We start from the raw sequence: 15,130 nt of genomic DNA, 5'->3' as shown, positions 1-15,130 counted from the left end.
GCCGAACGATGTTCGACGGACTCAAGGACAAGCTCTCCTCCTTCCAGCGCGACGCCGAGGAGGAACTCGACGAGGCGGCCGGCGAGGTCGACGAACCCGAACCGGAGCCCGAAGGCGACGGTGAGATCGAGGCCAGCGAGGCCGAGACCGCCGGTACTGGAACCGAGGACGAGACCGAAACTGGGGGCGGAACTGAGATCGACTCCGGCTCGGACGGCGAAGCGACAGCGGAAGCGGCGTCGGCGACCGACGCGGCCGCGACGTCCGAGACGACCACGACGCCCGAAACGGAAGGGCCGGACGGCGAACCCGCATCAGCAACGGCGGACGAGCCGGAAGAGCCAGCAGCAGAGACCACCGAGAGTGCTGCCGACGCGGCACGTCGAGGGTGGTCGACGTCGAGGACGAGTGGCGATCGAGAAGAGGGAGAAGACGAGAACGAGGCGGGGAGCGACGATGGGGAGGGAAGCGATCTCGGTCTCGGGACGCGCGCGAAGCTGTTCGCCACGGGCCAGTCGCTGATCGAGGCGGGCGAACTCGACGCCCCGCTGTTCGATCTCGAGATGGCGCTGCTCGAAAGCGACGTCGAGATGAGCGTCGCCGAAGCGATCCTCGACCGGCTCCGCGAGGAGCTCACCGGCGCGACGCGCGCCCAGGTCAAGACCACCGGCACGGTGGTCGAGGAGGCGCTCGCCGAGGCGCTTCGGGAGGTCATCAGCGTCGGGCAGTTCGATTTCGACGGACGGATCGCCGACGCCGACAAGCCCGTGACGATCGTTTTCACGGGAATCAACGGCGTCGGGAAGACGACGACCATCGCGAAGCTCGCGCGCTACTTCGAGGAGCGCGGGCTTTCGACCGTGCTCGCGAACGGCGACACCTATCGTGCGGGCGCGAACGAGCAGTTGGGCGAGCACGCAGACCGGTTGGGAAAGAAGCTGATCGCCCACGACCAGGGCTCCGATCCGGCCGCCGTGCTCTACGACGCGGTCGAGTACGCCGAGGCGAACGACATCGACGTGGTGTTGGGGGATACCGCGGGTCGACTCCACACCTCGAACGACCTGATGGCCCAGTTAGCGAAGATCGATCGGGTGGTCGATCCCGACATGACCCTCTTCGTCGACGAGGCGGTCGCGGGCCAGGACGCCACCAATCGCGCCGAGGAGTTCGACGACGCCGCGGCGATCGACGGCGCGATCCTCGCGAAGGCCGACGCCGACTCCCAGGGTGGCGCGGCGATCTCGATCGCCCACGTCACCGGCAAGCCGATCCTCTTTTTGGGGACTGGCCAGGGCTACGACGACATCGAGCGGTTCGACCCCGACGTGCTCGTCGACCGGCTGCTCGGCGGCGAGGAATAAGTCGGGAAGCGAGGAACAGGAGTGTATCGTCAGGGCCACATCGGAGTCGGGCTGCTTCTCTACGCCCCGGCAGCCTACGCAATGGTTTCGGCCGGACGGCTCGTGCTCGCTATCGTCGGGTTCGGAGTGATGATCTGGCTCGCCATGCTGCCGGACGTCGACATGCGCCTTCCGTTCGTCTCCCATCGTGGCCCGACCCACACCCTCGGGTTCGCGGTGATCGTCGGGCTCGCGTGCGGGGCGATCGGGTGGGTTCTCGGGACTGAACTAACTCGGTTCGAGCCACAGCTGCTCGGCTCGTTTGGGTTCGGGCTCGGTGCGCTGGTCGTCGTCGCGCATCTGGTCGCCGACTGGCTGACGCCGATGAGGATCGCGCCGTTCTGGCCGCTTTCGTCCCATCGGTTCTCGCTCGGCTTCGCCCGTGCGTCGAGCACGCTCGCGAACGGGTTCCTGTTCGTGCTTGGCGCGGGCGCGACAGCCGTGGTGCTGTGGTTCACAGGATTGATCGGCTGAGTGGATACGTTTTGAGAACGGCTGCGGATGGCGCGTGGGAGTGCCGGAGGCGCGACTCGCGCGAGGGATGAGCGAGTGAGCGCAGCGAACGAGCGAATCGGTTGGGGAGGGTGTGGTCTGCGGTATTCATTTGTCCCGTGCAAGCAGGCGGTTTGCAGTCACGTCCATTCGTTTCGACGACGTTATTGAATCAGATCGGGTTTCGATCGCCTCGTCCGACGGACAAGCCTTTACCAGCCACACGACGTAGCACCGACAAATGGTACTCGACGATCTCGGGAGTTCCCTCCGGGGGACTCTCGACCGACTCCAGGGAAAGACCCGCCTCGACGAAGAGGACGTAGAGGAGGTCGTCCGGGAGATCCAGCGCTCGCTGATCCAGGCCGACGTCGAGATCGACCTCGTGATGGAGCTCTCGGACAGCATCGAGCAGCGCGCGCTCGAAGAGGAGCCCCCCGGCGGCACGACGGCCCGGGATTTCGTCCTCCGGATCGTCTACGAGGAGATGGTCGAGCTCGTCGGCGAGAGCACGGACCTCCCCCTCGAATCGCAGACGATTCTGCTCGCCGGGCTCCAGGGCTCGGGGAAGACCACGACCGCGGCGAAGATGGCGTGGTGGTTCTCGAAGAAGGGGCTGCGTCCCGCGGTGATCCAGACCGACACCTTCCGGCCAGGCGCGTACGACCAGGCGAAGGAGATGGCCGAGCGCGCGGAGGTCACCTTCTACGGCGATCCCGACGCCGACGACCCCGTCGAAATCGCCCGCGAGGGCCTCGCGGCGACCGAAGAGGCCGACATCCACATCGTCGACACCGCGGGCCGCCACGCTTTGGAGGAGGGGCTGATCGACGAGATCCAGGAGATCGACGCGGTCGTGGAGCCGGATCGGAGCCTGCTCGTGATGGACGCGGCGTTGGGCCAGGGAGCGAAGGACCAAGCACAGCGCTTCGAGGAGGCCATCGGGATCGACGGCGTCGCCATCACCAAGCTCGACGGGACCGCGAAGGGTGGGGGCGCGCTGACCGCGGTCAACGAGACCGACTCCTCGATCGCGTTTCTCGGGACGGGCGAGACGGTCCAAGACGTCGAGCGCTTCGAACCCGACGGGTTCATCTCCCGACTGCTGGGGATGGGCGACCTCAAGCAGCTCGCCGAGCGGGTCGAGCGCGCGATGGCCGACACCGACACCGACGAGGAGGACTGGGACCCCGAGGACATCCTGGATGGGCAGTTCACCCTGAAGGACATGCGCCACCAGATGGACGCGATGAACAAGATGGGGCCCCTCGATCAGGTTCTCGACATGATCCCTGGATTGGGCGGCGGGCTCAAGGATCAGCTCCCCGACGACGCGATGGACGTCACCCAGGACCGGATGCGGAGCTTCGACATCGTGATGGACTCGATGACCGAGAACGAGCTGGAAAATCCTCGTTCCGTGGGCGCGAGCCAGACCCGTCGGATCGCGCGCGGCAGCGGCCAGCCCGAGGAACGCGTGCAGGAACTCCTCGAACAACACCGGATGATGGAGCAGACCCTGAAGCAGTTCCAGGGAATGGGTGACGCCGACATGCAGCGGATGATGAAGCGGATGGAGGGCGAGGGCGGCGGCGGCATGGGTGGCATGGGCGGCGGTGGCGGGCCGTTCGGCTGAGGCGCTACGCTCCGGGTTCGATGTACGTCAGGAGTTCCTCGGCGGTTCGGTCAACGATAGCATCGGCGAGGTGGCCCTGGCGATGGGTGACGTCCGCTCGTCGTGGCGAGTGAATCGCCCACGGGAGCACGTAGCTTCGTTTCGGTGTTCCACCCTCGACCCAGTCGTCCTCTCGAATCGGGAGCGCGGCGTCGTGGCCGCTGGTCGAGAGCGCGACGGCCATGTGCTGTTCGTCGCCGAACGGATGGGTGTCGTCGTTCAACACGAGCCACGGGCGGCCGGCCGTTCCGTCTTTGAACGGGTCATCGCTCCACACGACATCGCCGCGGTCGTGGCTCATTCGGTCGTTCCGTCGTCCGCAGCGTGTTCCAGCCACGCCTCTCGATTCTCGCTCCCGTACCGTTCGTCGAGGGATTCGGTGATGCGGTGAAGCGCTATCGCCCCCGTGAGGCGTTCCTCGTCGTCGGTGATCGCCCAGAATCGGCCACGATGGCGGACCAGTCCGCGGTCGTGGAGGCGACTCAACACCGGACCGATCGATCCGCGTTTGACACCCGTTCGATCGCTGATTTCTGACTGCGTCCACGCACGGTCGTCGTTGGTTGCGAGAAAGCCAACGACGCGCTCGGCGTTGGTCCGGTCGAGGGCGTCCGCATCCTCGTCCTCGAACCGTTCGATGTCTATCGACACGGCTGTACTACGTGTCTCACTGTAATAGATGTATTGGCGTCCAACCGAACGACACTCGTCGGCTGTCGCACGCGGATGGAACCGATTTTTGTTCCCGGCGGGTATCGACACGCCAATGAGCGTCGCCGAGGTCGCACGCGAAGCCTACCGCGAGGCACTGCCGGCGCTGTCGGCGAGCCTCGTCGGCGGCCTTCTCGCGGGCGTGGTCCTCGGCGGGATGCGAAGCGAACTCGAAGCGGTCCCGGGACTCCTCGTGCTCGTGCCCGCGCTACTCGCGACCCGGGGCAACGTCTACAGCTCGCTCGGCGCGCGGATCGCCACCGCACTTCACCAGGGACTCGTCGAGCCACGGGTGCGCGGCGGCGATCCCCGGCTCCGGTCGGCGGTCGCGGCGTCGATCGCGAACGGATTGCTCGCGAGTGCGTTCGCCGCGACCGCGGCCTACGCGGTGTTGTGGAGTCTCTCGGCGTCGCCCGCGCCGCTCACCACACTCGTCGGGATCGCGGTGCTCGCCGGGCTGCTCTCGGGCGTGACGCTCTCGACGGTGGTCGTGCTCGCGGTGTTCGCGGGCTACCGGCGGGGGTACAACCCCGATACGCTGGTCGGGCCGCTCGTCACCACCACGGGCGACGTGTTCGGGATCGCCTACCTGTTGCTCGCGGTGCGGATCGTGCTCGCGCTCGGGGGTGGCTGAGTGCCGACCGAGTGGTCGTTCCGGGCGATCACGCGGGCGCTGTTGCCCGTTTTAACTGTTCTCACACTCGTCGAGCTCGGCAGCGGGTTCGTGCTCGGGTCGTTCGAAGCCACCCTGCTCCGCTACCCCGCGCTGCTCGTGCTCGTTCCGGTCACGATCGGCACGGCAGGCAATCTGGGGAGCGTGCTCGCCGCGCGGCTCTCGACCGCCTTCCACCTCGGCACGCTCTCCTTTTCGCCGACCGACGACACCCTCGCGGGCAACGCCGTCGCCACCGTGGGGCTCGCGCTCACCGTCTTTCCGGTCGTCGGCGCTGGTGCGTGGGTACTCACTGCGCTCACTGCCGGATCGAGCCTCGCGCTTGCGACGGTAGTAGTGATCGCGACCGCGAGCGGTGCGGTGCTTTCTGTTCTCGCCGTCGCCGTCACCGTCGTGGCGACCTACGCCGCCTACCGGTTCGAACTCGATCCCGACGACATCGTGATCCCAGTCGTGACGAACGTCTGTGACGTGCTCGGCGTGCTCGTGTTGTTCGGGATCGTCCAGATCGTGGTCTGAACCCGAGACGGGCCCGCCGAAAGTCTCCCGAAGGTTTAGAAGTGATGACGCGATCGTGTGGATATGCACCGCCTCGCGTGGGTTCTTGTCGTTTGTGTCGTGCTCGCTGGCTGTGCAGGAACGACGCCAGGGGCGACCGAACCCACGGAGTCGCCAGCCGAAACGCAGGACGTCACGACCGTCCCGGAAACGACCGTGCCAGCCGGAACGACCGTCGAGCAGGCGAAGGGACGGGCAGCGACCGTCACCAGGATCGTCGACGGCGACACCATCGAGGTCCGCTATTCGAACGGCACGATCGACACGGTCCGGCTGCTCGGTGTCGACACCCCGGAAGTCCACGTCGCGAACGATCCGCCGGAGTTCGAGGGGATTCCCGACACCGAAGCAGGGAGCGCCTGTCTCCGGGACGCGGGCCGGAACGCGAGCGCGTTCGTCGAACGGACCCTCGCGGACGAACAGGTACGACTCGTGGTCGGCGGCGACCGCCGCGACCGCTACGACCGGCTGCTGGCGTTCGTCCGCCACGACGGGATCAGCCTCAACTATCGCCTCGTCGACGAGGGGTACGCCCGGGTGTACGAGAGTTCGTTTGTGGGTCGCGAGCGGTTCGACCGGGCCGAAGCGCGCGCGAGGCAGGAGGGAATCGGACTCTGGAGGTGCGCGACTGACGAGGACGAACCGGAACCGTCGACCAGGGTTCGGACGGAGCCGGGTGGGCTCGTGATCGCCGAGATCGACGCGGACGCGCCGGGCAACGACAACGCGAACCGCAACGAGGAACGGATCGTATTCGAGAATCGAAAAGAGACACGCATCGATCTCGGCGGCTGGACCGTGAGCGACGCCGCCGACCATACCTATACGCTTCCCAGCGGGTTCACGCTCGGACCAGGCGAGCGAGTTACGCTCCACACGGGGGACGGTGCGAACACCGCGAGCAAGCTGTACTGGGGTGCGTCGGGGGCCGTCTGGAACAACGACGGCGACACGGTGACGGTGCGGAACGGGGCCGGAGAGACGGTCGCCGAGCGGTCGTACGGCTGAGAGGCTCGTCCGTCACGAGTGGACGCAGGGCTCAACCGCCTGGAGCCCGTATCCCAAACGATGGGGTCGCGTTTCGAACTCCCGCCGCGCCTGGTCGACTGGTCGATCCTCGGCGCCGTCTGCTTCGCGGTCGCCACCGGCCTGCTCGGTCTCGTGTCGGGACGCACCGGCGACGCGTGGGTGTTCGTGACCCACGGGATCGGCGGGCTCTCGCTCGTTCTCTTGCTGTTCTGGAAGCTCCGGCGGGTACGCCATCGGATGACCAATCGAGTGGCGTGGGATCGACACACCCCGCTCTCGATTCTGCTGGGGATCGTCGCCATCGCGGCGCTCGCCACCGGGGCGTACTGGGCGTTCGGCGGCCGCCTCGGCGTCGGGCCGTGGACGCTACTGTTCGTCCACATGGCACTCGGGGTACTCGTGGTGCCACTCGTGCTCGTCCACCTCCGCGGACGATTTCGCGCCCCGAATACCGACGATTTCGCGGGGCGGCGAACCACGCTGAGCGGACTCGCGGTCGTGGGATTCGGCGCGCTGACGTGGCGGCTCCAGCGTGAGGCCAATCAGCTGTTCGGGCTCGCGGGCGCGGATCACCGATTCACCGGGTCGCGTGAGGACGGCAGCGGCGAGGGCAACGCGTTCCCGGTCACGAGCTGGGTCGCCGACGATCCCGATCCGATCGATCCCGACGACTGGCAGCTCCAGGTCGGCGGCCGGGTCGGGCGCGAACTCGCGTTCGACGGTGGAGCGCTCGATTCGGACGCAGGCCGCCGCACGGTGCTCGACTGCACCAGCGGCTGGTACTCGACACACGACTGGCGGGGCGTTCGAGTCGGCGACCTCCTCGATAGCGCCGAACCGACGGACGAGGCGCAGTGGATCTCGTTCCGATCGGTGACGGGGTATCGCTGGAGCCTGCCGATCGAGGAAGCCCGCGACGCACTGCTCGCGACCCACGTCGATGGCGAGCGGCTCTCTCATGGTCACGGCTTCCCCCTCCGGCTCGTCGCGCCTGGCCGGCGCGGGTTCCAGTGGGTGAAGTGGGTCGAGACGGTCGAAGTGCGGCGGAAGCGCGACGCGAGCGAGTGGCTGGCGATCTTCGTCAGCGGGTTCGACGAGACGAGCGCGGACCGTGCTACGGATCGTCGGTAACTGGCGTCCCGTCTTCGGTCGACGGCGCGACGTGATCGACGTATTCCTCAACCGACGGCTCGTGGACCCGCACCCGGACGTGGATCTCGCCGAGTTCGCTCGGTTCACCGACCGCGAAGTTGACCACACTCTCGAAGGCGGCCTGTTTCTTCAAGTCGAAAGAGACCGTTTCGCCCTGACGGCCGCCGAAGAACTCGCTCCGGGCGGAGTCGAGGATTGCCTGACGGTGGAGGAGTTCGGAAAATCGATCGAGCGAGTGTGTTTCGGCACGGATCTCGCCCGGTTCGCGCTCGATGTCGGCTTCGGGAAAGAGGTTCGCGACCGCGTCGACGACCCGATCCGTGACCTCGGTGTCGCGCACCGGCGCAGTGATCTGCACGTCGACGCGGTAGATCACGACTCGGTCCCCCGCTCAGCGCCGATCACGTCCGTCCGTCCATCGAGTAGCGCCTGAATCCGCTCGTGGAACGTGTCGAGCGAGTGGATGTTCGCGATCCGGAGATCGGCGTCCGCGATCGCGTCGTCCATCCCGAACCCACGTTCGCGCTCGTCGCGCGCTTCGAGGCTCTCGCCGCCCGCCGCGGCCGGGGTGTCGCGCCCCCGGGCGTCGATCCGCTCGGCTCTGATTTCGAAGGGGGCCTCGATCGCCACGAGCGTGAACGCCTCACCGAACGCCGTCTCGAAACGTGTTGCCTCAACGTCGGAGCGGATGCCGTCGACCAGGACGGTGTCGGCGTCGTCGAGTGCGTCCTCGATGATCGGCAGCGAACGCTCGGCGATCGCTTCCAGTCCCCCCTCCTCACGAAGCGCACTCGCCACCTCGCCGTGGTGTGTCGCGGGATCGAGGTCACGATCGCGACACTCGCGTCGAATGACGTCGCCCATCGTCACGACGGGCACCCCCGCCTCGCGGGCGACGGTCGCGGCCTCGCTCTTGCCGCTGCCCGGCAGCCCGACGATTCCGATGACTCCCATTGAGCGCCGGTTGGCCGGAGACGGGGGTAAGCGTTCCGCACCAGACCCGACTGCTTTTCACTGACGGCGCGAATCCCCGAGCGGGGCACGTAGCTCAGTCCGGAAAGAGCGTTTGGCTTCTAACCAAACGGTCGCGGGTTCAAATCCCGTCGTGCCCGTGAGTCATCGCCGAGCGACAGCGAGGCGTGACGAACGACGGACGCGGGATTTGAATCAGGGAGTGAAACGAGCGAAGCGAGTGGAACGACCGTGGTTCAAATCCCGTCGTGCCCGTCCACCTTTTGCTGCGCTCCGCTCGCTAGCGCTCGCTCCGCTGGCAAAATCTGGACCAAAAGCCTCCTCCTTCCCTTCGGTCAGTCGTCAGCCCGCTCGCTCCCTGCGGTCGCTCGCGGTAGAATTGTTGGCGCTCTCCGCGCCGCCCCGCAACCGCACAGCACCGCCCGAGCCCTCGGTCACTCACTCCGTTCGTTCCCTCGCCCTTCATCCGCCAGGCACCGCCACCACACCGCCAGCCGCCAAACGGTTTTGTCCGCTCGCCTGCTGGTTCGAGTATGACACGCACAGTCGTTATTGCGGGCGTCGGCCCGGGCCTCGGCACGTCGATCGCCCGGAAGTTCGGGGCGGAGGGCTGCAAGATCGGGCTGTTCGCTCGCTCAGAGGAATTCGTCGAGGAGCTCGCCGACGAACTCGACGAAACAGCCGGGAACGCGCTCGCGGTGCCGACCGACATCACCGATCCGGAGGCGGTCGCAGAGGGCTTCGAGACCGTCCGTGAGGCATTCGGCCCCGTGGACGTACTCGTGAACCACGCCAGCGGCGGCGCATGGAAGGGGCTACGAGACCTCTCAGTAGAGGAGTTCGACCAGGCGCTCGCGGTCGGCGCGCGCGGTGGCTTTCTTTGCTCGCAGGAGGCCGTCGAGGACATGCTCGACGAGGACGGCGGCACGGTGATCTTCACCGGTGCGACCTCCTCAGTACGAGGCAACGACGGCGCGCTCGCGTTCTCGGCGGGCAAGTTCGCGGTCCGGGGGATGGCCGAGTCGATGGCGCGCGACCTCGGCCCCGAGGGCATCCACGTCGCCCACGTCGTCATCGACGGCGGCATCCGACCGCCCGAACGCGAGGTCCAGAGTTCGGAGGAGTACCTCGATCCCGACGCCATCGCCGAGAGCTACTGGCATCTCGTCGAGCAAGACGAGAGTGCGTGGACGCTCGAACTCGACCTGCGGCCGCACGTCGAGGGGTTCTAACGGGCGCTACTCCTCGAATCCGTCCTCGAACCGGAAGGTTCCGTCGCGCTGGACGATCTCGCCGTCGACTTCGATCCGCGAATCCTCGCCCATGTCCACGATCATGTCGACGTGCTGGGCGCTCTCGTTCTGTTCGTTCTCCTCGCCGACGTTCGCCTCGTAGGCCCGTCCGACCGCCATGTGGACGGTGTCGCCCATCTTCTCGTCGAACAGCATGTTGTAGGTGTACTCGGTGATGTCGCGGTTCATCCCGATCCCGAGCTCGCCCAGCCGGCGCGCGCCCTCGTCGGTGTCGAGGATCGACGTCAGGAGATCCTCGTTCTTCTCGGCGCTGTATTCGACCACCCTCCCGTCCTCGAAGGTCAGCCGGACGTCGGTGATCTCGCTGCCGCGGCGGTAGACCGGCTTGTCGAAGTGAACCTCTCCCTCAACGGAGTCGGGAACGGGTGCGGTGAACACCTCGCCGCCGGGGAGGTTGTTGGTGTTCGTGTCGTTGATCGTGTGGTTGCCCGCGACCGACATCCGTACATCAGTACCCTCGCCCGAGACGATCCGGACCTCCTCGGCGGGGTCGAGGATCTCGACCATCTGTGCCTGGAATCGTTCCTGTTCGTCCCAGTCCTTCAGGATGGCGTCGTAGACGAAGTTCTCGTAGGCCTCGGTGCTCATCTCGGCGAGCTGGGCGTTCGCGGGAGTCGGATACTGAGTCAGCGTCCAGCGATCGCCGAGACGCTCGTCGAGGATCGGGCTGTGGGCGCTTTCGTAGGCCGCGTTGGTCTCACTGGCGACGTCGCCGAGTTCGGTCACGTTCTGGTGGGCTCGAATGACGGCGTGGCAGTCGGCGTCCTCGATCAACGCCTGCTGGTGGCCCGGCGTCTCGAACTCGACGCCGGACTCGTCTGCCGCCTGGAGATACGCCCGGATCGCCCGGCCGCTCCGATTCGTCCGGATCGCGAGCGGGTTCGCACCCCGCTCGCCGGCGATCTCGTAGAGCGCAGTAACGAGGTCGTCGGCCGGGGGTTCGGATTTGATCACGAAGTCGTCGCCCGCCGAGAGGTCGACGGCGTCGGCGACGAGCTGGGCGTGCTCACGGATGCGGGGGTCCATACGCGAACCCCGTCTGGACCGTGCAAACCGTTTTCGGAACCCGGATTTCGACTATTGAAATTCAACCACTCGAAGGACTCGGCCGGGGCGATATCTTCGACCGAAACTGGCACGGTCGGCGCGCGGGAGCGCACGAAGTGCGCGATTCGCGCGAGAGATGAGCACCGCAGCGACCGAAGGGAGCGAGGAGCGCAGTCGGTTGGGGAGGTATGTGGCTGTCGCGGTGTGGTTGCGGTTGCGGTTGCGGTGCGGTTGTGGTTGCGGTGCGGTTGTGGTTGTGGTTCTCGTTTGAGTCAGGTCAGCGGCAGTTTTGAGAGCGATTTTCCCAGTATCCCCATCCTCGACGATCGTTATCCCTCGAAGCCGTCTTCGAACCGGAAGGTTCCGTCGCGCTGGACAACCGTGCCGTCGACTTCGATTCGCGAATCCTCGCTCATGTCCACGATCATGTCGACGTGCTGAGCGCTCTCGTTTTTCTCGGCGTCTTCGGGGACGCACTCGCCAATGGCGTCCCCGACTGCCATGTGGACGGTGTCGCCCATCTTCTCGTCGAACAGCATGTTGTACGTGAACTGATCGATGTCGCGGTTCATCCCGATCCCGAGTTCGCCCAGCCGGCGCGCACCCTCGTCGGTGTCGAGGATCGACGTCAGCAGCTCCTCGTTCTTTTCGGCGCTGTGGTCGACCACCCTCCCGCCCTCGAACCGGAGGAAGGCGTCCTCGATCTCCCGACCGCTCCGGAGGAGCGGCTTGTCGAAGCGGACTTCGCCAGCGACCGAGTCTGGTACCGGGACGGTGAACGCCTCGCCGCCGGGCATGTTCATCTCGCCGTCGTCGTTCGCGGCGTCCATCCCGTCGATCGACATCGTGATGTCGGTGGTCTCGCCCGAGACGATCCGGACCTCCTCGGCGGGATCGAGGATCTCGACCATCTGTGCCTGGAGTTCGCGCTGGGCGTCCCAGTCTTTGTTCACCGCGCGGTAGACGAACTCCTCGTAGGCTTCGGTGCTCATTTCGGCTTTCTGTGCGTTGCCAGCCGTCGGATGCTGGGTGATGACCCACTGTTTGTCGAGGCGTTCCTTGAAGATCGGTTCGTGGGCCCGGCCCCGTGCGGCGCTCATCTCGGGAGCCACGTCGCTGGTTTCGGCGGTGTTTCGCGATCCGCCGATCATGAACACGACATCGGTTTCTTCCATCTCGGCGAGCGTGTGGTCGGCGGTGCGGTACTCGTCGGGGTCCATCGCCCGGGCGTACGCCCGTCCGGCTCGCCCGCTCGACCAGTGGAGCGCGGGTCGTGCGCCGCGCTCGCCGAGGCGTTCGTAGAGCGCGACCACGAGATCCTCGGCCGCCGGCGGGGCGTGAATCAGGACGTTGTCATCGGCAGTCACGTCACAGCAGTGTTCGACGAGAACGTCAGCGTGCTCGCGGACGCGCGGATCCATACCGATCGGTCATCCACGGGTCACAAATCGATTGTGGAACGCAGAGGGTGAGTCGTCGGACATGAGCGCGACTCAGCCCACCGATCGCCTGGCTTTAGTCCGTCCCGCCCGACGAACCGACCATGACCGAGTTCAGTCCCGCAAAGTTCGAGGACAAGTACGAGCACTACTTCCCCGAACTCCAGACCGCATATCGAAACGCCTTCGAGCAGATGGGCGAGCGCTACGACTCCAATCTCGTCCACGCGATCGACCAGCAGGTGCTGAACGAGAGCGAGCCGTTCTACGACGCGGCCGACGGGAACGGCGAAACCGATGGAAACGGGGGATTCAGGATCGATCTCCCCGACGATCCCGCCAAGCGCGTTACCGGCGTGGTGGTCGACGAGGAGAAACTCGACCGCGTTCTCGCGGAGTACGTCGAGACGCTCGAAACGGAGCTCATGGCGGTTTTTGGGCTCGATGACGGGAGTCCAAAAGCCTAAGAAGACAGCCACCGTACCGTGAAACACGATCATGAGCACGGAAACACAGGGGAGCGACGACGACCTGCGCGAGGAGATCTCGAACTTCCTGCGCCGGAACTTCCCCCAGATCCAGATGCACGGCGGCAGCGCCGCGATTCAGGACCTCGACCGCGAGACCGGCGAGGTCACGGTCGCGCTCGGCGGTGCCTGCTCGGGCTGTGGGATCTCGCCGATGACGATCCAGGCGATCAAGAGCCGGATGGTCAAGGAGATCCCCGAGATCGAGCAGGTCAACGCCTCGACCGGGATGGACGGCGGCGGCGCGGGCGACGCCGGCTTCGGCGGCGGCGGGATGAGTCCATCCTTCCCCGGCGAGGGCGGCGGTGACGACGACGAAGGACCCGAAGCCCCGTTCTGAGACCGCCGAGCGCGTTCCCCGATTCGCCATCGATCGTTTTTCACGGCACGACGGAGAGCGTCGCAACCCGGCCGAGTCAGTCGTCCGCGCCTTCGCGCCGAGGGTCGACGTCGAGCCCGAACTCGTTGGCCTGGGTTCGCCAGAACTCCTCGTAGTTCTCCTCGCGTTCGTCGACCGTGCTACGACCGTCGTTGACACGATCGAGCTTGAGATCGACCTCTTCGAGCAGTCGATCGCCGATGTCGTCGGCGATGACGCCGTCGCGCATCGCGTCCTGGATCGCGCCCTTCTCGCGTTGGAGCAGTCGGCGTTCGCCGACCAGCAGCTCCTCGCGCCGGAGTTCGGGGTTCTCCCGCATCAGCTGTGAGATCGCCTCGTGGAGGTCGTCCTGCTCGCGCTCGTACTCCGCGGTGAAGTCCTCGTAGACGTTGCCCGGGATGTCCCCACGCCGGTGGAGGTTTTTGGCGGCTTCGAGCGCAGCGTCGGTCGCCCGTTCGCGGCCGCTGAGGAGTTCGTAGAGGCGTTCGTCGTCCGACTGGGTGACGATACCGAGCCGATCGAGCAGTCCCGCCATCGAGAGTCCCTGGACCACGAGGCTGAACGCGGCGACCCCGAACACCATCGCCTTCAGCTTAGTCACCAGCGGTCCCCCGAGGCCGGACGCATCCAGCCCCAGTGCGAGCGCGATCGGGATCGAGCCGTGGAGGCCGCCCCAGAGCATCACGTGCTGGTAGTTCAGGGGGACCTTCCGGTCGGTGACCTGGTTCGCGATCGCGGTGAGCGGGTAGACCGCCACGGCGCGCGCGGCCAGGACGAGCGGGATCGCGATCAGGATCGGACCCGCGTACTGGACGAGGTTCCGAACCGGCGTGGTCGCGCCGATCGCGACGAAAATGAACGTGTTGGTGATGAACGCAGCCGTTTCGAGCGTGTTGAACACCGAGAGCTTGGTCTGGGGACTCATCGCGTGCTCCGCGCCACGGTTGCCGATGAGCAGCCCCGCAACGACCGTCGCGATCACGCCCGAGACGTGGAAGTAGTGTTCGGCCAGCAGAAAGCTTCCGTAGGTCAAGATGAGGGTGAGCACGATCTCGGTCATGTGCTCGTCCAGGTTGACCATCACGCGGTAGACGGCGTAGCCGGCGACGAGCCCGACGACGAGTCCACCACCGCTCGAGATCGCGATGTCGAGCACGGTCGACCCGATCCGAGAGGGTGTCAACAGCTCCGCAGCCGGCGTGCCGGACTGCTGTGCTTCCTCGGCGAGCGCGAGCAGCGCGGTGAAGATCACGACGCCGACCCCGTCGTTCAGCAGGCTCTCACCCTCGACCAGCGTGGAGAGCCGCTCGGGCGCGCCGAGCTCCTTGAACAGCGCGAGCACGCTCACCGGATCGGTCGGCAGGATCATCGCAGCGAACAACAGCGAGATCAACAGCGGGAACCCGAACGCGAGCTGGCCGACGAACCCGAGCGCGAGCACCGAAACCACGAGGCCGGGAACGGCCATCGCGAGGATCGGAACGAGGTTCGCTCGGAACGAGTTGATATCGGTCGTCGCCGCCCCCTCGAACAGCAGCGGCGGCAGGAGCGCCAGCAGAATGAGATCGTGTGAGAGCTCGAAGGGGAACAGATCGATCCCGGTCACGGTCTGAATCACGGAGATCCCAAAGCCCGCGATCAGGAGCGCGATGGTGTAGGGAAACCGACCGACCTTCGCGACGAAGATGCCGACACCGGCGGCGATCATGAACACGATAAGCAGGTCGATCTCGGTCGTCGCGACCGTCTGTGCCAACATG

General features: G+C 66.3%; 17 protein-coding genes and 1 tRNA gene. 11 read left to right on the top strand and 7 right to left on the bottom strand.

Going from position 1 to position 15,130, the window contains the following annotated elements:
* Positions 1–8 precede the first annotated feature (8 nt).
* The 3 genes from ftsY (at position 9) to PHA81_RS05335 (ending at position 3,531) form a co-directional block, all read left to right on the top strand.
* Complete coding sequence (gene ftsY / locus PHA81_RS05345; RefSeq protein ID WP_005039809.1) at positions 9–1,364, top strand: signal recognition particle-docking protein FtsY; 1,356 nt, start codon at positions 9–11, stop codon at positions 1,362–1,364.
* Positions 1,365–1,385: 21 nt separating this feature from the next.
* Positions 1,386–1,877: a metal-dependent hydrolase gene (locus PHA81_RS05340; protein ID WP_273835688.1), complete on the top strand. Its 492-nt coding sequence runs from the start codon at positions 1,386–1,388 to the stop codon at positions 1,875–1,877.
* A gap of 259 nt (positions 1,878–2,136) precedes the next feature.
* Positions 2,137–3,531: a signal recognition particle protein Srp54 gene (locus tag PHA81_RS05335; RefSeq protein WP_005039813.1), complete on the top strand. Its 1,395-nt coding sequence runs from the start codon at positions 2,137–2,139 to the stop codon at positions 3,529–3,531.
* Between the two features lie 4 nt (positions 3,532–3,535).
* On the opposite strand, the gene PHA81_RS05330 is transcribed toward PHA81_RS05335, so the two are convergent.
* On the bottom strand, positions 3,536–3,871 hold the full coding sequence (locus tag PHA81_RS05330) for a type II toxin-antitoxin system PemK/MazF family toxin (RefSeq protein ID WP_005039815.1): 336 nt from the start codon (positions 3,869–3,871) through the stop codon (positions 3,536–3,538).
* Complete coding sequence (locus PHA81_RS05325; RefSeq protein ID WP_005039818.1) at positions 3,868–4,221, bottom strand: MarR family transcriptional regulator; 354 nt, start codon at positions 4,219–4,221, stop codon at positions 3,868–3,870. The genes PHA81_RS05330 and PHA81_RS05325 overlap by 4 nt, the downstream gene beginning before the upstream one ends.
* A 115-nt stretch (positions 4,222–4,336) precedes the next feature.
* On the opposite strand from PHA81_RS05325, the gene PHA81_RS05320 reads away from it, so the two are divergent.
* The 4 genes from PHA81_RS05320 to PHA81_RS05305 all read left to right on the top strand — a co-directional run bounded on the left by PHA81_RS05320 (position 4,337) and on the right by PHA81_RS05305 (position 7,672).
* Positions 4,337–4,915: a magnesium transporter gene (locus PHA81_RS05320; protein ID WP_005039820.1), complete on the top strand. Its 579-nt coding sequence runs from the start codon at positions 4,337–4,339 to the stop codon at positions 4,913–4,915.
* Positions 4,916–5,473 carry a magnesium transporter gene (locus PHA81_RS05315; protein WP_005039823.1) on the top strand — a complete coding sequence of 186 codons (558 nt, stop codon included), beginning with the start codon at positions 4,916–4,918 and terminating at the stop codon, positions 5,471–5,473.
* A gap of 63 nt (positions 5,474–5,536) precedes the next feature.
* Positions 5,537–6,520 (top strand): lamin tail domain-containing protein, encoded by a 984-nt coding sequence (locus PHA81_RS05310; protein ID WP_005039827.1) that lies wholly within the window; start codon positions 5,537–5,539, stop codon positions 6,518–6,520.
* Between the two features lie 60 nt (positions 6,521–6,580).
* Positions 6,581–7,672 carry a molybdopterin-dependent oxidoreductase gene (locus PHA81_RS05305; protein ID WP_005039829.1) on the top strand — a complete coding sequence of 364 codons (1,092 nt, stop codon included), beginning with the start codon at positions 6,581–6,583 and terminating at the stop codon, positions 7,670–7,672.
* Here PHA81_RS05305 and PHA81_RS05300 read toward each other — a convergent pair.
* A complete protein-coding gene (locus PHA81_RS05300; protein WP_273835673.1) occupies positions 7,656–8,069 on the bottom strand; it encodes an RNA-binding domain-containing protein in 414 nt (137 codons plus the stop codon). The genes PHA81_RS05305 and PHA81_RS05300 overlap by 17 nt on opposite strands.
* Complete coding sequence (locus tag PHA81_RS05295) at positions 8,066–8,647, bottom strand: AAA family ATPase (protein WP_273835671.1); 582 nt, start codon at positions 8,645–8,647, stop codon at positions 8,066–8,068. The genes PHA81_RS05300 and PHA81_RS05295 overlap by 4 nt, the downstream gene beginning before the upstream one ends.
* Positions 8,648–8,730: 83 nt before the next feature.
* Between PHA81_RS05295 and PHA81_RS05290 the strand changes: the two genes are divergently transcribed.
* Positions 8,731–8,805, top strand: a tRNA-Arg gene (locus PHA81_RS05290).
* 393 nt (positions 8,806–9,198) lie between these two features.
* Positions 9,199–9,897 carry an SDR family NAD(P)-dependent oxidoreductase gene (locus PHA81_RS05285; RefSeq protein ID WP_005039848.1) on the top strand — a complete coding sequence of 233 codons (699 nt, stop codon included), beginning with the start codon at positions 9,199–9,201 and terminating at the stop codon, positions 9,895–9,897.
* A 6-nt stretch (positions 9,898–9,903) separates the two neighbouring features.
* Here the strand turns inward: PHA81_RS05285 and PHA81_RS05280 are convergent, their stop codons facing one another.
* Both PHA81_RS05280 and PHA81_RS05275 read right to left on the bottom strand, forming a co-directional pair.
* Positions 9,904–11,004 (bottom strand): aminopeptidase, encoded by a 1,101-nt coding sequence (locus PHA81_RS05280; RefSeq protein WP_005039850.1) that lies wholly within the window; start codon positions 11,002–11,004, stop codon positions 9,904–9,906.
* A gap of 350 nt (positions 11,005–11,354) precedes the next feature.
* The gene (locus PHA81_RS05275) at positions 11,355–12,446 is read right to left on the bottom strand and encodes an aminopeptidase (RefSeq protein ID WP_005039852.1); all 1,092 of its coding nucleotides are present in this window, start codon (positions 12,444–12,446) and stop codon (positions 11,355–11,357) included.
* A 122-nt stretch (positions 12,447–12,568) separates the two neighbouring features.
* Between PHA81_RS05275 and PHA81_RS05270 the strand changes: the two genes are divergently transcribed.
* Together PHA81_RS05270 and PHA81_RS05265 are read left to right on the top strand one after the other, a co-directional pair.
* Positions 12,569–12,931 (top strand): DUF5783 family protein, encoded by a 363-nt coding sequence (locus tag PHA81_RS05270; protein WP_005039854.1) that lies wholly within the window; start codon positions 12,569–12,571, stop codon positions 12,929–12,931.
* Between the two features lie 31 nt (positions 12,932–12,962).
* Positions 12,963–13,331 carry a NifU family protein gene (locus PHA81_RS05265; RefSeq protein WP_005039857.1) on the top strand — a complete coding sequence of 123 codons (369 nt, stop codon included), beginning with the start codon at positions 12,963–12,965 and terminating at the stop codon, positions 13,329–13,331.
* A gap of 76 nt (positions 13,332–13,407) precedes the next feature.
* Here PHA81_RS05265 and PHA81_RS05260 read toward each other — a convergent pair whose 3' ends face one another.
* Positions 13,408–15,129 carry a sodium:proton antiporter gene (locus PHA81_RS05260; RefSeq protein WP_049909812.1) on the bottom strand — a complete coding sequence of 574 codons (1,722 nt, stop codon included), beginning with the start codon at positions 15,127–15,129 and terminating at the stop codon, positions 13,408–13,410.
* Between the last annotated feature and the right edge of the window lies 1 nt (position 15,130).

Origin of the sequence: Halococcus sp. PRR34, assembly GCF_028617175.1 — an archaeon.
Taxonomy (GTDB): Archaea; Halobacteriota; Halobacteria; order Halobacteriales; family Halococcaceae; genus Halococcus; species Halococcus salifodinae.
This window is presented reverse-complemented; position numbering and strand designations above follow the sequence as displayed.

Excerpts from the sequence above, each read along its gene's own strand:
- ftsY (WP_005039809.1), top strand. The coding sequence starts at position 9 with ATGTTCGACGGACTCAAGGACAAGCTCTCCTCCTTCCAGCGCGACGCC.
- PHA81_RS05335 (WP_005039813.1), top strand. The coding sequence starts at position 2,137 with ATGGTACTCGACGATCTCGGGAGTTCCCTCCGGGGGACTCTCGACCGA.
- PHA81_RS05330 (WP_005039815.1), bottom strand. The coding sequence starts at position 3,871 with ATGAGCCACGACCGCGGCGATGTCGTGTGGAGCGATGACCCGTTCAAA.
- PHA81_RS05320 (WP_005039820.1), top strand. The coding sequence starts at position 4,337 with ATGAGCGTCGCCGAGGTCGCACGCGAAGCCTACCGCGAGGCACTGCCG.
- PHA81_RS05310 (WP_005039827.1), top strand. The coding sequence starts at position 5,537 with ATGCACCGCCTCGCGTGGGTTCTTGTCGTTTGTGTCGTGCTCGCTGGC.
- PHA81_RS05305 (WP_005039829.1), top strand. The coding sequence starts at position 6,581 with ATGGGGTCGCGTTTCGAACTCCCGCCGCGCCTGGTCGACTGGTCGATC.
- PHA81_RS05295 (WP_273835671.1), bottom strand. The coding sequence starts at position 8,647 with ATGGGAGTCATCGGAATCGTCGGGCTGCCGGGCAGCGGCAAGAGCGAG.
- PHA81_RS05285 (WP_005039848.1), top strand. The coding sequence starts at position 9,199 with ATGACACGCACAGTCGTTATTGCGGGCGTCGGCCCGGGCCTCGGCACG.
- PHA81_RS05280 (WP_005039850.1), bottom strand. The coding sequence starts at position 11,004 with ATGGACCCCCGCATCCGTGAGCACGCCCAGCTCGTCGCCGACGCCGTC.
- PHA81_RS05275 (WP_005039852.1), bottom strand. The coding sequence starts at position 12,446 with ATGGATCCGCGCGTCCGCGAGCACGCTGACGTTCTCGTCGAACACTGC.
- PHA81_RS05270 (WP_005039854.1), top strand. The coding sequence starts at position 12,569 with ATGACCGAGTTCAGTCCCGCAAAGTTCGAGGACAAGTACGAGCACTAC.
- PHA81_RS05265 (WP_005039857.1), top strand. The coding sequence starts at position 12,963 with ATGAGCACGGAAACACAGGGGAGCGACGACGACCTGCGCGAGGAGATC.
- PHA81_RS05260 (WP_049909812.1), bottom strand. The coding sequence starts at position 15,129 with ATGTTGGCACAGACGGTCGCGACGACCGAGATCGACCTGCTTATCGTG.